The organism is Caballeronia sp. KNU42 (assembly GCF_053760385.1).
On the sequence record NZ_CM132389.1, the window covers coordinates 1,268,937 to 1,289,221 of the forward strand.

The 20,285-nt window shown below is 61.2% G+C and carries 18 protein-coding genes; 5 read left to right on the plus strand and 13 right to left on the minus strand.

Going from position 1 to position 20,285, the window contains the following annotated elements; all coding sequences use genetic code 11:
- Positions 1 to 29 precede the first annotated feature (29 nt).
- On the plus strand, positions 30 to 836 hold the full coding sequence (locus ACSOSP_RS24855; protein WP_455313553.1) for an alpha/beta fold hydrolase: 807 nt from the start codon (positions 30 to 32) through the stop codon (positions 834 to 836).
- A gap of 25 nt (positions 837 to 861) precedes the next feature.
- Here ACSOSP_RS24855 and ACSOSP_RS24860 read toward each other — a convergent pair whose 3' ends face one another.
- Both ACSOSP_RS24860 and ACSOSP_RS24865 read right to left on the minus strand, forming a co-directional pair.
- Entirely contained in the window at positions 862 to 1,272 is a 411-nt protein-coding gene (locus ACSOSP_RS24860; protein WP_455313554.1) for a histidine kinase, read from the minus strand.
- Positions 1,273 to 1,329: 57 nt separating this feature from the next.
- Entirely contained in the window at positions 1,330 to 2,097 is a 768-nt protein-coding gene (locus ACSOSP_RS24865; RefSeq protein ID WP_455313667.1) for a COG4705 family protein, read from the minus strand.
- Between the two features lie 350 nt (positions 2,098 to 2,447).
- Here ACSOSP_RS24865 and ACSOSP_RS24870 point away from each other — a divergent pair, with 350 nt between their 5' ends.
- Both ACSOSP_RS24870 and ACSOSP_RS24875 read left to right on the plus strand, forming a co-directional pair.
- Positions 2,448 to 2,861, plus strand: coding sequence for a DoxX family protein (locus tag ACSOSP_RS24870; RefSeq protein ID WP_455313555.1), 414 nt, complete (start codon positions 2,448 to 2,450; stop codon positions 2,859 to 2,861).
- Positions 2,862 to 3,051: 190 nt separating this feature from the next.
- On the plus strand, positions 3,052 to 3,756 hold the full coding sequence (locus ACSOSP_RS24875) for a YceH family protein (RefSeq protein ID WP_455313556.1): 705 nt from the start codon (positions 3,052 to 3,054) through the stop codon (positions 3,754 to 3,756).
- Between the two features lie 27 nt (positions 3,757 to 3,783).
- Here the strand turns inward: ACSOSP_RS24875 and ACSOSP_RS24880 are convergent, their stop codons facing one another.
- The 5 genes from ACSOSP_RS24880 to ACSOSP_RS24900 all read right to left on the minus strand — a co-directional run bounded on the left by ACSOSP_RS24880 (position 3,784) and on the right by ACSOSP_RS24900 (position 11,907).
- Positions 3,784 to 5,208, minus strand: a complete 1,425-nt coding sequence (locus ACSOSP_RS24880; protein WP_455313557.1) for an efflux transporter outer membrane subunit — start codon at positions 5,206 to 5,208, stop codon at positions 3,784 to 3,786.
- Positions 5,205 to 8,369 (minus strand): efflux RND transporter permease subunit, encoded by a 3,165-nt coding sequence (locus ACSOSP_RS24885; protein ID WP_455313558.1) that lies wholly within the window; start codon positions 8,367 to 8,369, stop codon positions 5,205 to 5,207. Before ACSOSP_RS24885 ends, ACSOSP_RS24880 begins: the two co-directional genes overlap by 4 nt.
- 12 nt (positions 8,370 to 8,381) lie before the next feature.
- Positions 8,382 to 9,632 (minus strand): efflux RND transporter periplasmic adaptor subunit, encoded by a 1,251-nt coding sequence (locus ACSOSP_RS24890; RefSeq protein ID WP_455313559.1) that lies wholly within the window; start codon positions 9,630 to 9,632, stop codon positions 8,382 to 8,384.
- Between the two features lie 222 nt (positions 9,633 to 9,854).
- The gene (locus tag ACSOSP_RS24895) at positions 9,855 to 11,174 is read right to left on the minus strand and encodes an ATP-binding protein (RefSeq protein ID WP_455313560.1); all 1,320 of its coding nucleotides are present in this window, start codon (positions 11,172 to 11,174) and stop codon (positions 9,855 to 9,857) included.
- The gene (locus ACSOSP_RS24900) at positions 11,167 to 11,907 is read right to left on the minus strand and encodes a response regulator (protein ID WP_455313561.1); all 741 of its coding nucleotides are present in this window, start codon (positions 11,905 to 11,907) and stop codon (positions 11,167 to 11,169) included. The genes ACSOSP_RS24895 and ACSOSP_RS24900 overlap by 8 nt, the downstream gene beginning before the upstream one ends.
- A 302-nt stretch (positions 11,908 to 12,209) precedes the next feature.
- Between ACSOSP_RS24900 and ACSOSP_RS24905 the strand changes: the two genes are divergently transcribed.
- Complete coding sequence (locus ACSOSP_RS24905; protein ID WP_455313562.1) at positions 12,210 to 13,076, plus strand: intradiol ring-cleavage dioxygenase; 867 nt, start codon at positions 12,210 to 12,212, stop codon at positions 13,074 to 13,076.
- An 82-nt stretch (positions 13,077 to 13,158) separates the two neighbouring features.
- Here ACSOSP_RS24905 and ACSOSP_RS24910 read toward each other — a convergent pair whose 3' ends face one another.
- The 3 genes from ACSOSP_RS24910 to ACSOSP_RS24920 form a co-directional block, all read right to left on the minus strand.
- Positions 13,159 to 14,091: a glycoside hydrolase family 6 protein gene (locus ACSOSP_RS24910; RefSeq protein WP_455313563.1), complete on the minus strand. Its 933-nt coding sequence runs from the start codon at positions 14,089 to 14,091 to the stop codon at positions 13,159 to 13,161.
- Positions 14,092 to 14,173: 82 nt separating this feature from the next.
- Positions 14,174 to 15,229, minus strand: a complete 1,056-nt coding sequence (locus ACSOSP_RS24915; RefSeq protein WP_455313564.1) for a porin — start codon at positions 15,227 to 15,229, stop codon at positions 14,174 to 14,176.
- 140 nt (positions 15,230 to 15,369) lie between these two features.
- Positions 15,370 to 15,888: a PACE efflux transporter gene (locus tag ACSOSP_RS24920; protein WP_455313565.1), complete on the minus strand. Its 519-nt coding sequence runs from the start codon at positions 15,886 to 15,888 to the stop codon at positions 15,370 to 15,372.
- 89 nt (positions 15,889 to 15,977) lie between these two features.
- Between ACSOSP_RS24920 and ACSOSP_RS24925 the strand changes: the two genes are divergently transcribed.
- Positions 15,978 to 16,859: a LysR family transcriptional regulator gene (locus tag ACSOSP_RS24925; RefSeq protein ID WP_455313566.1), complete on the plus strand. Its 882-nt coding sequence runs from the start codon at positions 15,978 to 15,980 to the stop codon at positions 16,857 to 16,859.
- Between the two features lie 14 nt (positions 16,860 to 16,873).
- Here ACSOSP_RS24925 and ACSOSP_RS24930 read toward each other — a convergent pair whose 3' ends face one another.
- The 3 genes from ACSOSP_RS24930 to ACSOSP_RS24940 form a co-directional block, all read right to left on the minus strand.
- The gene (locus ACSOSP_RS24930; protein ID WP_455313567.1) at positions 16,874 to 17,728 is read right to left on the minus strand and encodes a DUF72 domain-containing protein; all 855 of its coding nucleotides are present in this window, start codon (positions 17,726 to 17,728) and stop codon (positions 16,874 to 16,876) included.
- A gap of 79 nt (positions 17,729 to 17,807) precedes the next feature.
- A complete protein-coding gene (locus tag ACSOSP_RS24935) occupies positions 17,808 to 19,202 on the minus strand; it encodes an MFS transporter (protein WP_455313568.1) in 1,395 nt (464 codons plus the stop codon).
- A gap of 103 nt (positions 19,203 to 19,305) precedes the next feature.
- Positions 19,306 to 20,172, minus strand: coding sequence for an alpha/beta hydrolase (locus ACSOSP_RS24940; RefSeq protein ID WP_455313569.1), 867 nt, complete (start codon positions 20,170 to 20,172; stop codon positions 19,306 to 19,308).
- Between the last annotated feature and the right edge of the window lie 113 nt (positions 20,173 to 20,285).

Genomic DNA, 20,285 nt, shown 5'->3' on the forward strand with positions numbered 1-20,285 from the left:
TCAAGCCGCCGATATCAAGGAGAAGCGCGATGAAAGTAGCGTCGAACGGTATACAGATTCACGTCAAGGATCAGGGCAACGGCACACTGCCGGTTGTTTTTCTGCATTACTGGGGAGGCTCGTCGCGCACCTGGGATGACGTGATCGCTGCGCTGCCGGCGGAATACCGGACCGTTGCGCCCGATCTCCGGGGCTGGGGCGACTCGGACGCGCCGGCCGCCGGCTACACGCTCGCCGACTTCGCCGATGACGCGCAGCACGTGATTGCCGCATTGAAGTTGGACCGGTTCGTCCTGGCCGGTCATTCGATGGGCGGCAAGATTGCGCAGTTGCTCGCGTCGCGGCGGCCGCGCGGACTGGCGGGACTCGTGCTGGTTGCGCCGTCTCCGCCCGGGCCGCTGGCGCTGCCGGCCGAGGTGCGCTCAGCAATGGAAGGCGCCTACCTCACGCGGGAGTCGGTCGGCATGGCGATAGACCAGATGCTCACCGCCAAACCATTGAGTCCGAAGCACCGGGAACAGGTGATTGAAGACAGCCTGCGTGGCGCGCTTCAGGCGAAGCTGGCATGGCCCCGATCGACGAGCCAGGAAGACATTACGCTCGATGTCGCCGCGATCGATGTACCGACCATTGTCATTGCCGGCGAGCTTGACCGTGTCGACGGGACCGCGATCCTCGAAGCGGAGTTGCTCACACGCATTACTCATGCGGTCATGCGTGTGCTGCCCGGTACCGGCCACTTGTCTCCGCTGGAGTCGCCGGTGGCCATTGCGGGGATCATCCGCGAATTTGTCGATGGCATCGAGCGCGCCGGTCGCGATGCCGTCACGCGCTAACGAACGGGAACGCGGTAGCCGGGCCTTAAGCCTTTGCGCCCACGCGGTCGATTTCCTTAAGAAGATCGGCCAGCGATTGCTTGCATTCCACAGCGTCCGGCGTGCCCGCGCGTAGTGCCGACAATACGCGATCGATTGCTTTATCGACGACATGCCAGTCTGCTGCAGAGCGCGGTTTCAGGGAGGGCTCTGCCTCATCCCAAGAGGTTTCGAGATCCTTGATGCGTGTCTTTGCTCCGGCAAGATTGCCCTTGTTCACCAGGGCCGAGGTATCGACGACAATCGACCTGAAGGGTGACAAATCGCCGAGTTTCGATGCCGTTGCCGCGTGAGCCGATGCAATGAACTGGGCTGAAGGGAGGACGTGTTCGGCTGCGACTACCGCGACGCCAAGTGCTGCGGCCAAAAGGGCGCGGGAAAGGGTAATTCTGTTCATTGGGTCTTCTCCTGTGTTGGTGATCCGCTCAGGCAGCAAGCGAAAGATTTTTGTGAATCATGCTGCGTCGAATGGACTGTCTGGCGGTGTTGTTCGGCCCGATCGGTTTCGGCCCGCGCTCACGAGAGAGACCAGGGCAACGATAACTGCCAGGAACACGACGCTGGTCGTCACATTGCCGAATCCCAGGCCTCCGTAGGACCGTGCCTGGGACAACAGGTCACCCAGCGAAGCACCCAATGGGCGCGTCAGGATGTAGGCGATCCAGAACGTCAACACGGCATCGGCGCCGAGATAAAACGCAGCCATGGTGATGGCGATGAGTGCCCCGAACGCGACCACGCCAACCCTGAATCCAAGACCGAGCGCTTCGGTTGTCAGGTCGCCGGCGGCGGTGCCCAACGCGAACGTGGTCAGGATGGCAGCCCAGTAGAAGAGCTCGCGCCGCCGGGTAACAATCGTGTGGATGGACAACGTCCGCTCGCAGCGGTACCAGATCGCAAAAATCGCGGCCAGCGCAATGGCGAAAACAGTTGTGCTGACATAAAGACTGATACCGAGTCCGTCGGTGAGGGCGTCGGTGATCTGTGTCCCCACTACGCTCACGAGCACCACGCACAACCAGTAGATCCATGGCACGTACTCGCGCGAACGAAGCTGCAGCACCAGCGCAATGACCAGTAACGTGCCCATGATCGCGCCTGTTACGGCGGTGCCGAGACCCACGTGGACCGCGAGATAATCGGCGCCTGTTTCGCCGACTGTCGTCGACATGATTTTGATCATCCAGAAAGCGAGGGTGACTTCCGGGACCTTGTTGAGCATGCCGGAAACATGTTTGCTGGTAAGGTTACTCACGCTCTTTCTCCATTGGTGCCCCGTGCCTGCGGTGAGCCGAATGCGGGGCGTGAAGCGCCGGGCTTTTGGGTAGTACGTTGCAGAGCACTATATGCAATGGAACCTTATGGGTACCTTAACGCTCGGGCTGCCGCGCCGAACTCGTCGATACCGGTTCATGGAGCACGCGGGTTCGCCATGAGAAGGCGCGCCACTCACGCAGTAAATAAACCTCGTGGTTTGCCGGCCACAACATAGTGGTGCTAATGTTCGACAGGCGCGCGGACCGAGCGTCGCCCTCCCTCGTACCGTTGTCCTCTTCCCAAAGGAAAGTGATCATGCGATACAACCTCTTCGCGCAACGCAAGGATGAACTGATTCTGGTCGCGCGCATATTGCTGATGATCCTGTTTGTGATCTTCGGCTGGAGCAAGCTGACAGGTTTCTCGGGCACGGTCGGCTTCATGGCCTCCGAAGGCACTCCATTTCCCACGGTCTCCGCCGTTATCGCGGTCGTCATGGAGTTTTTTGTCGGCATCGCAATCGTGATCGGCTTCTACACCCGGCCGCTCGCGCTTCTCCTGGCGTTGTACACGCTGGGCACGGCGCTCATCGGGCATCATTTCTGGACGATGAGCGGTGATGCGCATATGGCCAACATGATCAACTTCTACAAGAACATCAGCATCATGGGCGGCCTGCTGCTGTTGTGCGTGACTGGCCCAGGCAGATATTCGATTGATCGGAAGTAGCACCTCTACTCACTGTTGCATGTTGCACGGCGGCGCGTGGCCGGCCACGATCGGCTCCGCGCCCCGCCGCCTTGCCACGTATTCTCGGGAGAAGGCAGCGGGGATATCATAGGGCTCTTTGAACGCCCATCGACGTCCGCCCGGCTCACGCCAGGTCCGAATCAAGTACCTGCACCAAGCGACCTTAAGCATGAACTCCACTCCCGATGCTCCCTCACGCCCACCCATGCGCACCCTGACGCCGCTCGAGGCGCGTGTGTTGGCCGTCCTCGTCGAAAAACAGCACACAGTGCCCGATGCATATCCGCTGTCGGTCAATGCACTGACATCTGGTTGCAACCAGAAGACCGCCCGCTCCCCGGTGATGAACGTCACCGACGCCGATGTCCTCACGACCGTCGACGACCTGAAACGCCTGAGCCTGGTTTTTGAAGGCAGCAGCAGCCGCGTGCCGCGCTTCGAGCACAACATGAACCGCGTGCTGGGTATCCCGAGCCAGGCCGCCGCGTTGCTTACTACGTTGATGCTGCGCGGGCCTCAGACTGCAGCGGAGCTACGCCTGAATGCCGCGCGCCTGCATGGCTTCGCCGATATCTCGTCGGTCGAAGCTTTCCTCGATGAACTCGCCGCGAACGAGCCGCCGCGCGTCGTGAAGCTGCCGCGCACGCCGGGCGAGCGCGAAAGCCGCTGGGCGCATTTGTTATGCGGCGAAGTGAGCGTGAGTGTGAGCGAAGCGTCGGCGGCTGGTTCTGTCGACGACTCCGTTTCATATACCGAGTTCGAGATTCTCAAGGCCGACCACAAGCGGCTCGGCGAGGAACTGGTCCAACTGCGGACAATGGTCGAACAGATGGCGGCCGAACTCGGGATTACCCTCGATAAAACGGGCGGGTAGTCAATAAGCATCACGCGCTGCCCGTTGTCACTGCACCCCGCCGCCCAGCACCTTATACAAGGTCACGAGATTGGACTGCTGCGACAGCGTGTCGGACGCCAACTGCTGCTGCGCGGTGTAGAGCGTTCGTTGTGCATCGAGGAACGTGAGGAAGCTGTCCGTGCCTGCCTTGTACCGCGCCTGCGCAATCGTGTAATAGCCCTGCGCAGACGTTACATAATCGTGATCCGCGCTCACTTGATCGATGTACGTTGCACGCGCCGTCAGCGCATTCGATACCTCCTTGAACGCCGTCTGGATCGCGCTTTCATAGTCGGCAATCTCAATGTTCTTTTCAATCTTCGCAACGTCCAGCGACGCCTTGTTGCTGCCGTAATCGAAGATCGGCAGGGAGACGGTTGGTGCGAACGCCCATGCTCCCGTTCCAGCCTTGAACAAACCGGATAGCGTCGAACTAGACGACCCCGCGGTCGCCGTCAGTTCTATCTTCGGGAAGAACGCCGCACGCGCGGCGCCCACATTCGCATTCGCGGCTTTCAACGCATGCTCCGCTTCCACGATATCCGGCCGCCGCGTGAGCAAGGTCGAAGGCAGGCCCGCGTCGATCTCGGCGAACATAGATGTGCCGGTAGCCTGGTCGAACGCGGGCGCGGCCGGGAGGTCGTCGGGGATCGGCGCGCCGAGCACCGCGACCAGATTGTTGCGGTCCTGAGCCACAGCTCGCCTGTAGGACGCCAGACTTGCCTGCGCGCTGGCGAGTGTGTTCTGCGCCTGACGCACATCGAGCAGGGACGAGTTGCCCAGTTCCTGTATGCGCTTCGTGACGTCATAGGTGGCCTGGTCAGCCGCCACCGTGTCCTGCGTGATCTTCAGCAACCACTCGTCCGAAAGCAAGGTCAGGTAGTCGGTCGCCACCGTCGCGATCAGGCTGATGCGCGTGCTCTGACGCGATGCCTCAGTCGAGAGATAGTTCTCCAGCGCTTGCCGCTTGAGACTGCGCAGACGCCCGAAGAAGTCGATCTCCCACGACGTAGTGCCGATGTTAAGGTCGTTCGATACGCTGGTTACGCCCAACGTACGTTCGCGTGTCACGCTGCCACTCGCGGATATCGAGGGCGCCAGCGCTGCACGCGTGATGCGATATTGTGCTTCGTATTCCGCCACGTTCAGCGCTGCGACGCGCAGGTCGCGGTTGTTGTCGAGGGCGATCTGGATCAGCTTTTGCAGACGCGGATCGCGAAAGAAGCTGCACCATTGAGTATCGACGGCTAGTGTTTGCGACGTATCCGAGCCTGTCTTCTGCGCGGCCGTCGTGCTTTCGTAACCGTCACCCTGTGGATAGGCCGCGGCCACCGGTGCCGCTGGCCGCTCGTAATGAGGGTCGAGCGTGCAGCCGGTGAGTGTGGTGATTGCCAGCGACAGCAGGCAAGCACCCAGTCTGAGTCTCATCATTGCTCACCTTCGGTATGCGTGGTATGCGTGGTGTGGCCGTGCTCGCCGAACAAACGCCGCACGACGACGAAGAACACCGGTACAAAAAAGATCGCGAGGACGGTGGCGGCGATCATGCCGCCCATCACGCCGGTGCCGATCGCGTGACGGCTCGCCGATCCCGCGCCCGTGCTGATCACAAGCGGCAGCACGCCGAATATGAACGCGAGCGAGGTCATCAGGATAGGCCGCAAGCGCTGGCGCGCCGCTTCGAGCGTGGCGTCGATCAAGCCGCGGCCTTGCGCTTGAAGATCCTTCGCGAATTCGACAATCAGGATCGCGTTCTTCGTCGACAGACCGATGGTCGCCAGCAGACCGACCTTGAAGTAGATGTCGTCAGGAAGACCGCGAAGATGCGCACCGAGTACGGCGCCCAGCACGCCCAGGGGCACGACGAGAATCACCGCGATCGGAATGGACCAGCTTTCGTACAGACCCGCGAGACAGAGAAACACGACGATCAGCGAGATCGCATACAGATAGATCGCTTGCGAACCCGCGAGGCGTTCCTGATAGGACTGCCCGGTCCAGTCGATGCCGAAGCCCGCGGGCAGTTTCTTGACGAGTGCCTCGACTGCATCCATCGCCTGGCCTGTGCTGGCGTCAGTGCCGGTTTGTGCGGTGATTTCCATCGCGAGCGTGCGGTTGAAACGCTCGATCTGCGGCGGCCCAAAAGTCCACGTGCCGGTGGCGAATGCCGAGAACGGCACCATCTGAGCGTCGTAATTCGTGGTGCTCGACGAACTGTTCGCACTAGCCTTCACGTACCAGCGTCCGATGTCCGAAGGCATCATCCGGTAGGGTGCATCGGCTTGCACATACACCTTCTGAATGCGGCCTGTATCGACGTAATTGTTCACGTAGGTCGAGCCGAACGCCGTCCCCAGCGTGTCGTTCACATCGGCGATGGAGAGTCCCAACGCGCTGGCCTTTTCGCGATCGATGTCGACGTGGAACTGCGGGGTATCGTCGAGACCGCCGGGACGCATGCCCGAGAGCATGCTGCTGTTCGCGGCCAGCGCCATCAACTCGCGGCGTGCCGCCATCAGCTTGTCGTGGCCTTGTCCCGCGCGATCCTCGAGTTCGAAGTCGAGCCCGCTTTGCGTGCCGAGCTCCTGGATGGCCGGCGGGTTGAGCGCGAAGATCTGCGCGTCGCGTGCGGCTGTTGCGAAATGCATGTTGGCGTGCAGGATGATCGACGACGCCTGTCCATCCTTGCCGCGGCGCGTGCTCCAGTCCTTGAGCTTGACGAACGCGAGCGCATTGTTCTGGCCCGAGCCGTTGAAGCTGAATCCCGTGAGCGTGATGATCTTGTCCACTTGCGGCAAGCCGAGATAGTAGGCCTCGACCTGCTTCACGGTATCGAGCGTTTTCGCGGAAGGCGTGCCGACCGGCGTCGAGATCGACGTAATGATGATGCCCTGGTCCTCTTCGGGAAGATAAGACGATGGCAGCTTCGTGAAGAGCAGCACGACCACGCCCGCGATCAGCGCATAGATCACGAGATAACGCACTGGCTTGCCGACCACGCGCGATACGCCCGTGGAATAGCGGTCGGTGCCACGCGCAAGCACGCGGTTGAACCAGCCGAGTACCCCGCGCTTTTCGTGATGCTCCATGTCCGAACGCTTGAGCAGCGTCGCGCATAACGCGGGAGTGAGCGTCAACGCGAGAAACACGGAGAGCAGCATGGCCGCCACGATCGTGATCGAGAACTGCCGGTAGATCGCACCGGTGGAACCGGAGAAGAAGGCCATCGGAATGAAAACCGCGATCAGCACGGTGGTGATGCCGACAAGCGCGCCGGTGATCTGCTTCATCGCTTTTCGTGTCGCCTCCAGAGGCGACAGTTTTTCCTCCGCGATCAGGCGCTCGACGTTCTCCACGACCACGATCGCGTCGTCCACCAGCAGGCCGATCGCAAGCACGAGCCCAAACATGGAAAGCACGTTGATGGAGAAGCCCACCGCAGACATCACCGCAAACGTGCCGAGCAGCGCTACGGGCACCACGATGGTCGGGATCAGCGTGGCTCGCAGGTTCTGCAGGAACACATACATCACGACGAACACCAGCATGACCGCTTCAATCAGCGTCTTCACCACTTCTTCAATCGAGATGCGCACGAACGGCGTGGTGTCGTATGGGTAATCGACGACTGCGCTGCGCGGTAACTGTGGGGTCAACTCATCGAGCTTCGCACGCACCGCCTTCGCGACGCTCATTGCGTTCGCGCCGCTTGCGAGCTTCACCGCAAGCGACGCGGCGGGCTTGCCGTTGAGCCGCGAGTCCGTGCTGTAGTCATCGCCGCCGACTTCCACGCGTGCCACATCGCTCAACAACACCTTCGAGCCGTCCGTGTTCACGCGCAGCAGGATCGAGCCGAACTCCGCGGGCGTGGTGAGGAGGCTCGACGCGGATATCGTGGCGTTGATGGCCTGCGTTTTCGTCGATGGAGAACCACCGATCTGCCCGACCGATAGCTGCACGTTCTGGTTCGTGACCGCGGTGGTGACGTCGCTTGCCGTCAGACCTACCGCCTGCAGCTTGACCGGGTCGAGCCACACGCGCATGGCGTGCTGCGCGCCGAATAGCGTCACGTCGCCCACGCCATCGATCTGCGTGAGCGGGTCCTCGATCTGTGTGGCGATGACGTTGCCGAGATCGATCGAATTCATGCTGCCATCGGATGACGAGAGCGAGACGATCATCAGGAACGCGTTGGCCGCCTTGGCGACCTGCACGCCCTGGTTCTGCACCGTTTGCGGCAACGACGAGCTTGCCTGCTCAACCTTGTTCTGCACCTGCACCTGTGCGATGTCCGCGTTGGTGCCCTGCTGGAAGGTCAGCGTGATGGTCGCCGATCCCGCGTTATTGCTGGTGGAGGACATGTAGAGCAGGTTGTCGATACCGCTCAGCTTCTGTTCGATGACCTGCGTGACCGTGGTCGCAACTGTTTCGGCGGAAGCGCCGGGATAGGTCGCCGTGATCTGCACGGACACCGGCGCGACGCTCGGATATTGCTCGACGGGCAGCGTGCGGATGGACGCCGCCCCGACCATCATGATGACGATGGCGATGACCCACGCGAGAATCGGTCGGTTGATAAAAAAGCCTGCCATGAGGTTCTCGCTTTAACTGCGGGTTGCCGATGCCGCCGCAGCTGCCGTAGCGGGCGCATCGAAATTTGAATCGGAAGGGGAGGGGCTTTCGACCGCTTTGACGAGCGCGCCGGTGCGCGCTTTCTGCGATCCCGACACGATCACGCGGTCGCCGGCCTTCAGGCCGTTCGTGATGACCCAGTCCGCGCCGTTGGCGCTGTTTGCGGTCACGGCGGTCTGCACGACCTTGCCGTCGGCGCTGACAGTGAGCACGCTGGCCGAGCCGTCCGATGCACGCGACACCGCCAGTTGCGGCACCGTGATCGCCCGCTGGTTCACGCCTTCTTCGAGCCGCGCGCGCACGAACATCCCCGGCAGCAGCGCACCTTCCGGATTGGGGAACACGCTGCGCAGCGTGACCGAACCGGTGGTGGCATCGACGGTGATATCCGAGAACAGCAACTTGCCGGCATGCGGATAATCACTGCCGTCTTCCATCACGAGGTGCACGACCGCGCCGTCGCTGCCCGCCTGCTGCAACTGGCCGCTCGCGAATTCCTTTTGCAGCCGCAACCAGTCGACCGATGAACGGGTGACATCGAGGTACATCTCGCTGGTTGCTTGAACGGTGGCGAGCGCCGTGGTCTGCACGGCCGTGACGAGCGCGCCCTCGGTCACGCTCGACTTGCCGATACGCCCGGCGATCGGCGCCACGATCTTCGTGTAACCCAGGTTGATCGCGGCGGTTTTCAATGCCGCGCGATCAGCGACCACGTCGGCCTTCGCTTCCTGCAGCGACGAGATGGCGTCGTCATAGTCCTGCTTGCTCACGCCGTCTATCTTCGACAAATCCGCATAACGGGTCGCTTTGGTTTGCGCGGCGTCGGCCGTGGCTTGTGCCTTCACGAGCGTCCCGACGGCCTGGTCATAACTCGCCTGATAGCTGGCCGGATCGATCTGGTAGAGCACGGCGCCTGCGGCGACCATCGAGCCTTCGGTGAAGAGCCGCTTCATGACAATGCCTTGCACCTGCGGCCTGACGTCGGCCACGCGTACGGCCGACAGGCGGCCGGACAGTTCGGTGCTGGCGACGATCGGATGCAGGGCGATGGTTTGAACGCCCACTTCGGGCACGCCCTGTGGCGGGCGCTGTGAACCGCCATTGCCGCAAGCGGCGAGCGAAAACGCGGCCACCGAAGCAGCAACGGTGAAAAGTGCACGGGTGCGCAGCGAGCGGGCTGACCAGGTTGGTAGTATGGATACCTGATTGATTATTCTGGGCATGCGGTGAGCATCCTTCGATCAAGGTTCGACAAAGGGCCGCCGGGCAGACATCGATGCGCAGGTCTTTCGAAAAAAGCCAGGGAAAGCGAAGGAGGCTCCGAGAAAACCGCGCAACGCCATGCCGGCGGCAAGGGATGACACGAGCTTAACGAGCCCTCCCTTACGCTGGCTTAGTGCCTGATTACGCGATGTAACATTGCCGCGGAGTGCGCGGCAATGTCGTCAGGCGCGAACGCGCAAGGGGAAGTCGAGAACAACCGCGAGGCCGCCGCCATCGGCGTTATGCATGGACAGGTCGCCGCCATATCGACGCGTGAGACGCCGCACGATCGTCAGTCCCAGGCCGCAATGTGCATCGCCGCCGCGAGCCGGATCGATTCGCACGAAGGGCCTGAGCGCGCGCGCGAAATGCGCTTCGGGCATGCCCTTGCCGTGATCGCGCACGCTCAGGCGGTCGCATCCGTTATGGCGCGACGTCGCAATGCAAAGCGGCGGCGCGCCGTAGTTGAACGCATTTTCGACGAGGTTCGACAGTATCCGGTCGAGTTCCACGGCAGGCAGGCGGAAGTCATCGCCCGCCTTCAGGTCGAGTACGAACAGCGGCTCTCGTGCAAGCACGTCATGGCCGTCGGCATCCGCTTCAGCTTCCGAGTAATGCGAACGGCAGAACGCATCGACTGAAATCCACGGGGCATGCGCGTCTGTTTCGGTATCGCGGGCGAAGTCGAGAAACTGCGTGACGATCTGCGCAAGCGATTCAGTGTCGTGGAAAAAGCCGTTGCGGGCGTTCGCGTCCTGCACAAGGTTCGCGCGGACCTGGATGCGCGTGATCGGTGCGCGCAGGTCATGCGCGACGCCGGCCAGCATGACCGCCCGTTCCTGCTCGGCGTCGCTCAGTTCACGGGCCATTTCGTTGAAGTCACCGATTAGCCCTTTGACTTCCGACGGGCCGTTGGCCAGGACCATCGGCGGACGATGCCCCAGCCTGAACTCGCGAGCAGCGCGTGCGAGCCTCAATACGGGTTTCTGTATTTGCCAGGCGCCGAGCAGTGCGATGGCAATGGCGAGGAACAGCATGAGTGCACTCGCGCTTAGCAAGCGGCTCACGGGAGGCACGATGGCTGGAATCAGAAGCCATCGCGACGATGGGCCATAACGCACCCACATGAGGTCCCCGGTGTGGTCGAACACCACTCGGCTTTGAGGCGGCAGGTCCGCGCGCAGGACGGTCTCGAACGGGCCGTGTGTATCGGCGCAGGGCGGTGGACAACCGAGCGGCGCGGACTGTGCCCCGGCGTCGGCAAAACGCAGGCCGAGCGCGGCGGCGAGACGCTCGCTCGAGCCGTCGGCGGCGCTCGCCGCCGGATCCAGCACCAGCCGTACCAGCCGGCTGACGTGATCCGCCTCGATGATACCGCGCTCGCGATCCACGATCACCATCCACGTCAGTTGCATCATGACGAGCAGGCCCACCGACAGCAGCGCGAGCCGGCCGAAGATCGTGTTGAGGGGACGCAGCAGCCTATGCATCGCGTTAGGCATCGGGTGCATCGCCGGAGGCTCGCGGCGGCACGAACATATAGCCGATACCGCGCATGGTCTGGATGATGCGCGGCTGCGAGGGATCGTCTTCAATCAGTTGGCGCAGCCGCCAGATCGGGACGTCGATACCGCGCTCGGTCACGTCCGGGTGCGTGCCGTACCAGAGGGTGAGCAGCCGCGAACGCGAGAGTGTTTCCATCGGGTGGCGCACGAGCACGTTGAGCAGGCGCAACTCGCTGTTGGTGAGGCGCTGCGGTTCGCCGTCACGCGTGAGCGTGCGGCCGTCAAAGTCGAGTTCGAAGCGCCCGAAGCGCACCGGCTCCGAGCGTTGAGTCGTCGGGCTTGGGGAACGGCTCACACCCTGGCGGCGCAGCACCGCGTTGATGCGCGCAAGCAACTCGCGCGGCATGAAAGGCTTGCCGAGATAGTCGTCCGCGCCCATCTCCAGACCCACCACGCGGTCGATGTCGTCCGCACGCGCCGTCAGCATGATGACCGGCGTATCGTCATTATCCGCACGCAGCCGGGTGAGGGCCGTCAGGCCGTCGATGCCGGGCATCATCAGGTCGAGCACGATGATCGAGGGGCGCTCGCGCATCACCACCTGATTCAGGTCGCGTGCGTCTTCACGGAACGTGGCTGAGACGCCGCGTTCATCGAAGAAAGCCTGCAGCAAGTCGCGCAGGGCGGCGTCGTCGTCGACTAGAAGGATTCGGGTTTCGCTGTTGGACATGGCTTGAGCCTGAATGAGCCCTTGAAGAGCTTTGTAAGCTGCAATCGAAGCGACTATAAACGATGCCCGCCAGGGCCGTGTTACGGCGTCTTAGTGATTCTTTCAGCGCTTTCTCGCGAATAGTGCTGGAAAGCGGGTGCTCGGCATGTGCTTGGCTGCGCACTGCATGGTCACCTTGAGATACCTAAGACCTCGTAAAAGAAGGGTAACCAATGAAATTTCCCGGCGTCTTATAGTGCGGCCGGTGCGGCAGAGTCGTAACGAGCAGCCCGCGCCATTCCCGCCAATCAAGAGTGAGCCAGATGGTTAGCAAGACCCGTATAGCCCGTCGTCAATTCATTTTCACCGCCATTGCCCTTGGGGGCGCCCTAAGATTTCCAGAGGACGCGCAAGCTTCCGGAAACATAAACGGCAGCGGTTTATGCCAGCTAAGCGCCGAGCAGGAGGTCGGCCCGTACTACATTGAAGGCGAGTTGCTCAGGTCCGGCATCGCGGAAGGACGTGCGGGCATTCCCCTGCTGTTGAATATAGCGCTTGTCGATGCGCGCCGTTGTTCGCCGCTTGCAAACGCGATCGTCGATGTCTGGCATTGCGATGCCCTTGGCATCTACTCAGGTTTCACGAAGCAGAGCATGCTACCGCCGGGGCCGCCGCCCGGCGCTCCGAATTTTGGACCTCCTCCCGGGGCCGGCGACCGTCATGGAGGACCGCTTCCGCCGCCGCCAAGCCGACCTGGTGATCGACTGACTTTCCTGAGAGGCGTGCAGCGCGCGGACGCTCAGGGGAACGTCGTCTTCCAGACAATTTTTCCCGGCTTTTATCCGGGGCGGACCAATCACATTCACTTCAAGGTGCGCGTCGCCGGGAACAGTGGCGGCGCGTCGCTTAGTGGCGAGCATGTGTCACACGTCGGACAGATTTTCTTCCCCGAAAAACTGACTGTTGAGTTGATGCAGAAGCGGCCTTATCGCAATCATCGGATTGAACGCACAGCCCTGTCCGATGATGCGGTATTCCTCGATCAGCAAGGCGCCACATCGATAGCACGCGTTCAGGCAATCGGTCAGTCAGCGACCGCAAGTGGATTGCGCGCGCAGATTGTCGCGGTAGTCGATCCGGGGGCCGAGCCGGCAGCAGCACGCCGCTCGCCTGGCGTATTCCACGGGTGACCCATCCAGACCGCGGAGCAGTTATCGGCCGCCGATTGCGGATGAGCGGCTAGCGGACAGGCAAACGCCATCCCCTTGTCCGCTAGTCGCCGTCGATAAGACGCACCGCCAGTTCCGGGCTGAACGCGCCGGCCGGCAATGTGGGAGCGACCCCGCAGGGTCCGTCGGAACTTCCCGGGACCTTGATCCATACCGGCAGCATGGTGCCCAATGCGCCGCTCGTGCGTGCGCCGATCATCCTGCCGGGCGGATTGCACCACTGGCCATCCGAACCCTTGCCGTTACGGCTTGTATCGACAACGAATGGTTTGCTATAGCCGAATTGCGCCGCTAACGCCGCGTTCACCGAGTTTGCATAAGCGGCCGATTCCTCGGTCGTATAAAAATTGGATACGTTCAATGCGAAGCCTTTCGCTTCGCTCAAACCCGCGGCGTTGAGCCGGGCCGCCATGGCAGCCGCGGGAATCCAATGTGCGTTCCCACCGTCGAGATAGACGTCCGCTACCGGTGCGTTGAGATGAAATCGCGAGACCGCATAACGCAGCAGGCCGAGCCGCTCGTCGCGCTCGTCATCAGTCTTGAAGCAATCCAGTTGCGCGGTCGAATCCGGCTCGACAATGACAATCGCACGGCGATTGCCCAGGCCGCGCGAGAACGAGTCTATCCAGACCCGATAAGCCGACGCATCGTCCACGCCGCCCGCCGATGCCCCTCCGCAGTCGCGATGAGGAATGTTGTAGGCGACCAGGATGGGTTCGCGGTGCGTGGCATTCGCCTTGTCGACGAAGCGCTTGACCGCCTTGTGCACGTCGCCGCTCCAGTTGCCGAACCAGCGCGCCATGGGTACGTTGGCAATCGACTCTGCGATGCGTGGCGAACGCGGGTCCGCTTGATGCGCTCGCACCCACAATGCGGGACTCGAGTCGGGATCGACATAAAATCCTGCGTCCGCCTGCGCTTGCGTAACACCCAGAAAAAACAGCACTGCAATAACGAGAGAGTGTTTGATGAGCATGTTCAAGTCATTTTCGAAAGGGGGGCTTGGCGGTGCATTTCTTCGTTCGGTGGCGATCAGCCAATCGCAAAAAACACCCGGTTCAAAATCGTTCGATCATGCCGAGTTGCACACCGCGTACCGGTGCGCCCGGGTAGGCGACCGGCAATCCCGTCACGTTGACGCCGCGAAGGGTGAACGTAGCGTTGCCGCGATTTTCCAGATCGGCGGCGGTGAAATACAGCAGGAGGGAACGCGACAGCGAGTATTCGAACGCGACGCTGAACTGGTCCGCGTTGTTGCCCTCGCCGCTGCGATCGCGTGCATGCGCGTAGCCTAGCGACGCGCGTGCCAGCGGCGTGATGGCCCAAGAGGCTGAGAGCGAAATGCCGTCGTCGTGATAGCGCGGACTGCCGCCGTCGCCGTTGAACAGCGCGACGTAGGTGCGCACGGGACCGAACAGATAGGATGCTCCCGCCAGATTCGCACGTAACCCGGCGTCGCCGTGGGTTTGCTGCCGTGCATATGATAAGTTCAGGGCATTCAGCGTGTAATTGGCAGTCACGTAATACCCGCCGATACCGTTGCCGTCGCCCGGGTCGCGCAGCGCTGCCATGCCGGTGACATTGAAGCCGGCTATCGAAGGGGAGATCCACGTCAACGCGTTATCCGTATAAGGCGTGATCTTCGATAAGTTGTTCAGCCCCGATCCAATGGTGCCCGCGCCAAAGGCATCGAGTCCACCCTTGAACGGGATGTAGAGCGGCGAGTATTGCCGGCCGAAGCGGGTTTGACCCCACGGTGCGTCGAGTCCGACCCATGCCTGCCGGTTGAACAGGGTGCCGGCCGTGTCGAGGGTGCCGTTTGCAGAGCCAAAGCCGTTTTCCAGGTCGAAGATCACGCTCGTGTCATTGCCCAGGGGCTCGCTGCCGCGCAGGCCGACGCGCGAGCCTCGATACGCGCCGGAATCCATTCGCGCCGTCCAGCCATTACCCGGATTAGTCACTTCGATGCTGGTGTCCAGTGTGCCGTATAGCGTGACTGAGCCTTGCGCACGGACTGTGCCTGCGGTAGCAAGGAGCGGCAGCGCGCAGAACAGCGCGTGTTTGCAAGTGCGGCGGCAGAAGAGCGCCGCATGGCGCCGGGCAAGAGAATTCATCGCGGTCGAATCAGGCTCTTGGCAATAGAATTCCGCGACTTTAACAAGTTGGACCACAGTTGCAACGAAATTCGAACAACGCCGCATTGTGCGGCGCGTGTTCGAAGAGTCGTTTCGATGCTAGGTTAGAGGGCCCACCGTCATGGCCCGGTTGTTTTCACCGGTCTTGCCGGAGCATATTGCGACCGGCGCTCAGCGACCAAGGTCTTATGCGGGGTTGAAGGACGTGACCTAAGGGGCGCTTTGACCAGACGTTGTCTTAGCATGTCGTACGCCCAATAAAAACAGAACGTGTACGGAAGAAAAACGAGCAGTAGCCCAAGATCCATCAGCAGCGCCTCAACAAACGTCATCTGTAGCCACCACGCCGACAAGGGGACCGCGATCAGGACCAGGCCAATTTCAAAACCGAGGGCATGAATGACGCGCTTCCATTTTTGAACCTTGTTTGATGCATAGGAAATAAGGATGCCGAAGAAAGAGTTGAACGCGAAACCCCACACCATGGCGGTGACGGAAATCGCGACCGTCAGGGCCGTGGTTTCGCCCAGAGGTTTGTCGACGACCCATGACAGGACGGGAGAAAAAATGCTGATGGCAAGTCCTTCGAAGAGAAGTACCTGGAATATGCGTTCGTAGAGGCTGCGTTGCGTGGTCATATCGACCTCACTTTTGAATAGACAGTTGTTATTTTCAGGGGTCGCCCTTAATATCCCAAATTGCTTACTATCGGAAAATCAGATAGATCATGGTCGCTTCTATCGACGCATTGATTGTGTTTTCGGAGGCCGCCGCCGCGGGCTCTTTTTCCGCCGCCGCGAGAAAGCTGGGGCGCAGTCAATCGACTGTCAGCACGATCATTGCGGACATGGAAATTGACTTAGGCGTCGCGCTCTTTGATCGAACTACCCGAAAGCCTCGTCTCACCGCACATGGCGAAGCGCTGCTTGCCAATGCCCGCGAGACCCTTGAGGCACACGATCGCTTGATACAAGCGGCCGCGAGACTCAGTGCTGGGCTGGAGCCCAGCTTGAGTCTGGCCATATCCAATACGTATCAGCCTCCTCACTATGAGAAGCTGCTCGTGGCATTCGAAAAGCGTTTTCCCACGGTCGAACTCGAGTGCCTGGTCAAGGAAGACGAAGATGTGGTCTCGCTGGTGCAGGAGCGCCGCGCAGCGCTTGGCGTAGTGGCGGCGCTGGCTAGCTATCCTCCGGAAGTCCGCTCGATCAGGCTGGCGGAATCGTCGGAGCTGGCACTGTTCGTCGCGACAGGACATCCTCTAAGCGGCGTTGCGGATCTGACCATGGAAAAGCTCGCCAAGCACCGTGAATTGCGAATCACCACGGGCGTGAAGCCGGGCGAGCATCAGAGAAGCGTGCGAGTCTGGTCTGCCGATAGCTATCTGCTCCTGCTGGAAATGGCGGAGCTGGGCTTCGGGTGGACCGAGCTGCCTCGGTGGGTGGCGGATCGTTTCGGCGCAAAAACCTTAAAGGAATTATCGGCGCGCGGGTGGCCCCGGTTGGTCGCGGTCGACGCCCTGTGTTTAAAGGGCGCTTCGCTGGGACTCGCTGGGAACTGGTTGTTGGATGCACTGACCACGCTCGGCGCAAAGGCCGATCCGAAGTAAGTCGCCATGACCCGCTAAGCGCTGCTGCCGTTCAGTCGCTCGATCATGGCAATGCCCGCAGCCGGGTTGTGTGCCTTGAAGCCGCTGATCACGTATAAATACACGTCTCGAGGCGTAGTCGCTGCGGCTGGCTTGCCGACAGTTTCAAGTCCCTTCGGCGCCCCGCCTGCTGCCCAGTCACGAGCCCGCTTGGTCCATAAATCCAGCGTTTTGTCGTCATAGCCTTGCGCAAATTGCTCGCTCGTTCCCATGATGCGCGCGTAGACGAACTTCGCCGTGACGTCGGCGATCTGCGGATACTTCGAATCCCCCGCCATGACGATGGCAACACCATGCTTGCGCGCGAGGGCAATGAACGTTTCGTCGCGAAAACTCTCGTGCCGCACTTCGAGCGCATGCCGGATCTCACGGCCATCGACTTTGTGGGGCAACAGGTTCAGGAAGGCTTCAACGTCGTCTGCATCGAATTGTTTGGTCGGGGCGAGTTGCCAATTGATCGGCCCGAGCTTGTTCTTCAATTCGAGCACGCCGCTTGCGAGAAATCGATCGATGGAGTCGCCGGCCTCCGCGAGCACTCGCCTATTCGTTGCGAAACGCGGCGCCTTTAGCGAGAAGACGAAATCATCCGGGGTTTCGTCGTGCCACTTGACGAACGTGGCGGGCTTCTGCGAGCCGTAGAACGTGCCGTTGATCTCGATCGTGGTGAGCTTGCGGCTCGCGTATTCGAGCTCGCGTTTTTGCACGAGTCCTTCCGGGTAGAAGGGGCCACGCCATGGCTCGAAGGTCCAGCCGCCGATGCCAATCCTGATCTGCCCGGCTTTGCCGGCTGCTTTATCGGTAGCTTTACTCGCCGTCTTCCGCGTTGCCATGAATGAGATCCCTCCCGTGCACACGATGCGCTCAAGTGTAGCGAATTGGCGCCGCGCGTGTGCTGGGGGGACGCGAGGGTCAGCTATCGGAAGACTGAAGGTTCGCTGCGGGTGCGTGCTTCGCCGCGGAAAACCGCTTACTGTTAGCGCGGTCGCTAGCCAAGGCCGCCTGCCCGGTACGCGTGAACGCAACGAGCGCAAGCGAAACCAGGGCTGCAAAGACGACATAAAAAGCGGGAACGTAGTGGCTGCCCGTGGCTTGGGTCAGCGTCGAGACGGTCAGGGGCGCAAGGCCGCCGAACAAAGTTACCGCAAGGTTGTATGACAGCGCCACGCCGGTCGAACGCGCCTTCGCCGGGAAGATTGTCGCCAGCATACCGGGGTGCGGGCCCGCTATCGCAACCTGGAAGAGCGACGCGATAATTTGCGCGATGAGAAGGCGCGTGAGCGATGGCGCGGAAACAATGAACCAGAACAGCGGGAACGTGCAAAGCAACCAGCTGACCACCAATGGATAGAAGAGCCGGTAGGCGCCGAATTTATCGGCGAGTTTGCCCGAGACCGGAAACAGCAGGAAGTTGATGACCCCGCCTATGAATGTTCCAAGCAAGGCCGACTTGAGCGGGAGATGCAGTTGGTGTTCCACATACAAAGGCAAATACGCGTTCCACAAATAGTTGGACGCCGTGCCAATGATCATCACGCCCATCGCACATAGAGCGGCATCGCCCTGTTCTCGCACGAAGTCGCCTAGCCGGAAAGCACGCGCGGCACCTGTGCGGACTTGTTTGCGCAGGGCCTCGAATTCCGGCGACTCCGCAATGTTGTGGCGGATGTAAAAACCAAGCGGCCCGATGAGCGTGCCAACCAGGAACGGCACGCGCCAGCCCCAACTTACGAGGGAATTCGTAGAGAGATTATTGATGAGCAGATAACTGCATCCTGAAGCCAGCAGGATGGCGAGCGCCTGCGACGACATATTGAAACTGCCGTAGAACATCTTTTTGGCCGGCGGCGCGCTCTCCACGACAACCACCGACGAGAGGCTGAACTGCCCGCCGATCGCCAGTCCCTGGATCAGCCGTGCCAATAGGACCAGGAGCGGAGCGGCGACGCCCAGGGTCGCGTAACCCGGCGCCAAACCCAGTATCAGCGTTCCGGCGCACATCATCAGCATAACCAACGAAAGTGCACGGGTACGTCCCACGCGATCCGAATAGATGCCTAGCAGGACCCCGCCGAGCGGCCGGACAAGGAATCCGAGAGCGAATGTCGCAAGCGCAAGCGACATCGACACCACGCTGCTTCCCACGGAGAAGAACACCTCTGCGATGATCTTCGAGAAGTAGACATACGCCGTGAAGTCGAACCACTCGAAGCCGCTGCCGATCACGGAGGCGATCAGTGCGCGGCGGACTTGACGCGGGTCAGGTGCAGCGGGCGTTGATGCGCCTTCGTGTCCTGCTGGATACATATGTCATCTCCTCCTGCGCGCCGCCGCTCGAGAGCAGGCAAATGACGCTTGATATGCACCACTGGCGCATGACAGGAATGCGCCCGGCCGGGGTAAGGTTGAACTAGCTGGACCGGCGCGCCCGCAGCACGCCCGCGAGAAAGTCCTGAACCGCGCTCACGGCCATCATGCCGTTGTGTGGAACGTTATCCAGTTCATCGAGTTCAACACTGACCCCCTGTGCTTCGAACGACGCCCTGAGCGACCTGAGACGCTCTGGACGGGTTGCACCGGCGTCGTTTGCGCCCGGCATGTTATGGCGGCCACCTTCCCGATGCGTGATCTCCCATGTTTCCAGATCCGCCTTGCCGACCACCATATGAACGGGCACGCGGCGCAACGCGTCGAGGTCGAATGCCTTGCCGAACTGCTGCTCGAAACCCCGCAGGCCGACCCACCAGTCGCGCTTGATATCGAGCAGCGTCACCGAGCCCGGTGCGCCGATCGACACTGCCCATAATTTTTCCGGATGCAGGTAGGCAAACCGGTTTGCAAACTGCCCGCCGCCTGAGAAGCCGAACAACGCCAACTGGTCGAAGCGCTTGCCGTAACGCTCGCCGATCTCATCGACCATGTCGAGCAGCACGCGGTCATAGCGGATGTCGCCTTCGATCAGATGTTTGAAGCCGTCGCGGTTACCGTCACCGCGCACGCCGACAGGAAATAGCGGGCATAAAACGATGCAGTTGTTCCAGCGGCCGAACTCCGCGAACGCGTCGCGATAGTGGGCGAACTGACGCCCCGTCCCGTGCATGACCACGACGAGTTCAACGTTATTGCCCGACTCCATGATGGTTTCAGGCACGTACATCGTGTAAGCGAAACGCGGGTCGTGGCGCGCCGCGAACACGGTCGTCGAACCAAGTTCGTAATACGCCTGCCCGCGCTCGATGGCCTTGTCTACGGGTGGGCGATCAATTGCTTGCGTCATGTCTGCAGCCTTGTAGTGGAATGGTTCACCGTACAATTGTGCAGTCGGTCATTCAAAAAAACTAACTGATTTATATTTACACAAACTAAACTAGACCTTTAGTCTCGCAACGT

What these genes read in the sequence shown, in the direction of transcription:
- ACSOSP_RS24855 (WP_455313553.1), top strand. Translation starts at nt 30, where the DNA reads ATGAAAGTAGCGTCGAACGGTATACAGATTCACGTCAAGGATCAGGGC.
- ACSOSP_RS24860 (WP_455313554.1), bottom strand. Translation starts at nt 1,272, where the DNA reads ATGAACAGAATTACCCTTTCCCGCGCCCTTTTGGCCGCAGCACTTGGC.
- ACSOSP_RS24865 (WP_455313667.1), bottom strand. Translation starts at nt 2,097, where the DNA reads ATGCTCAACAAGGTCCCGGAAGTCACCCTCGCTTTCTGGATGATCAAA.
- ACSOSP_RS24870 (WP_455313555.1), top strand. Translation starts at nt 2,448, where the DNA reads ATGCGATACAACCTCTTCGCGCAACGCAAGGATGAACTGATTCTGGTC.
- ACSOSP_RS24875 (WP_455313556.1), top strand. Translation starts at nt 3,052, where the DNA reads ATGAACTCCACTCCCGATGCTCCCTCACGCCCACCCATGCGCACCCTG.
- ACSOSP_RS24880 (WP_455313557.1), bottom strand. Translation starts at nt 5,208, where the DNA reads ATGATGAGACTCAGACTGGGTGCTTGCCTGCTGTCGCTGGCAATCACC.
- ACSOSP_RS24885 (WP_455313558.1), bottom strand. Translation starts at nt 8,369, where the DNA reads ATGGCAGGCTTTTTTATCAACCGACCGATTCTCGCGTGGGTCATCGCC.
- ACSOSP_RS24890 (WP_455313559.1), bottom strand. Translation starts at nt 9,632, where the DNA reads ATGCCCAGAATAATCAATCAGGTATCCATACTACCAACCTGGTCAGCC.
- ACSOSP_RS24895 (WP_455313560.1), bottom strand. Translation starts at nt 11,174, where the DNA reads ATGCCTAACGCGATGCATAGGCTGCTGCGTCCCCTCAACACGATCTTC.
- ACSOSP_RS24900 (WP_455313561.1), bottom strand. Translation starts at nt 11,907, where the DNA reads ATGTCCAACAGCGAAACCCGAATCCTTCTAGTCGACGACGACGCCGCC.
- ACSOSP_RS24905 (WP_455313562.1), top strand. Translation starts at nt 12,210, where the DNA reads ATGGTTAGCAAGACCCGTATAGCCCGTCGTCAATTCATTTTCACCGCC.
- ACSOSP_RS24910 (WP_455313563.1), bottom strand. Translation starts at nt 14,091, where the DNA reads ATGCTCATCAAACACTCTCTCGTTATTGCAGTGCTGTTTTTTCTGGGT.
- ACSOSP_RS24915 (WP_455313564.1), bottom strand. Translation starts at nt 15,229, where the DNA reads ATGAATTCTCTTGCCCGGCGCCATGCGGCGCTCTTCTGCCGCCGCACT.
- ACSOSP_RS24920 (WP_455313565.1), bottom strand. Translation starts at nt 15,888, where the DNA reads ATGACCACGCAACGCAGCCTCTACGAACGCATATTCCAGGTACTTCTC.
- ACSOSP_RS24925 (WP_455313566.1), top strand. Translation starts at nt 15,978, where the DNA reads ATGGTCGCTTCTATCGACGCATTGATTGTGTTTTCGGAGGCCGCCGCC.
- ACSOSP_RS24930 (WP_455313567.1), bottom strand. Translation starts at nt 17,728, where the DNA reads ATGGCAACGCGGAAGACGGCGAGTAAAGCTACCGATAAAGCAGCCGGC.
- ACSOSP_RS24935 (WP_455313568.1), bottom strand. Translation starts at nt 19,202, where the DNA reads ATGTATCCAGCAGGACACGAAGGCGCATCAACGCCCGCTGCACCTGAC.
- ACSOSP_RS24940 (WP_455313569.1), bottom strand. Translation starts at nt 20,172, where the DNA reads ATGACGCAAGCAATTGATCGCCCACCCGTAGACAAGGCCATCGAGCGC.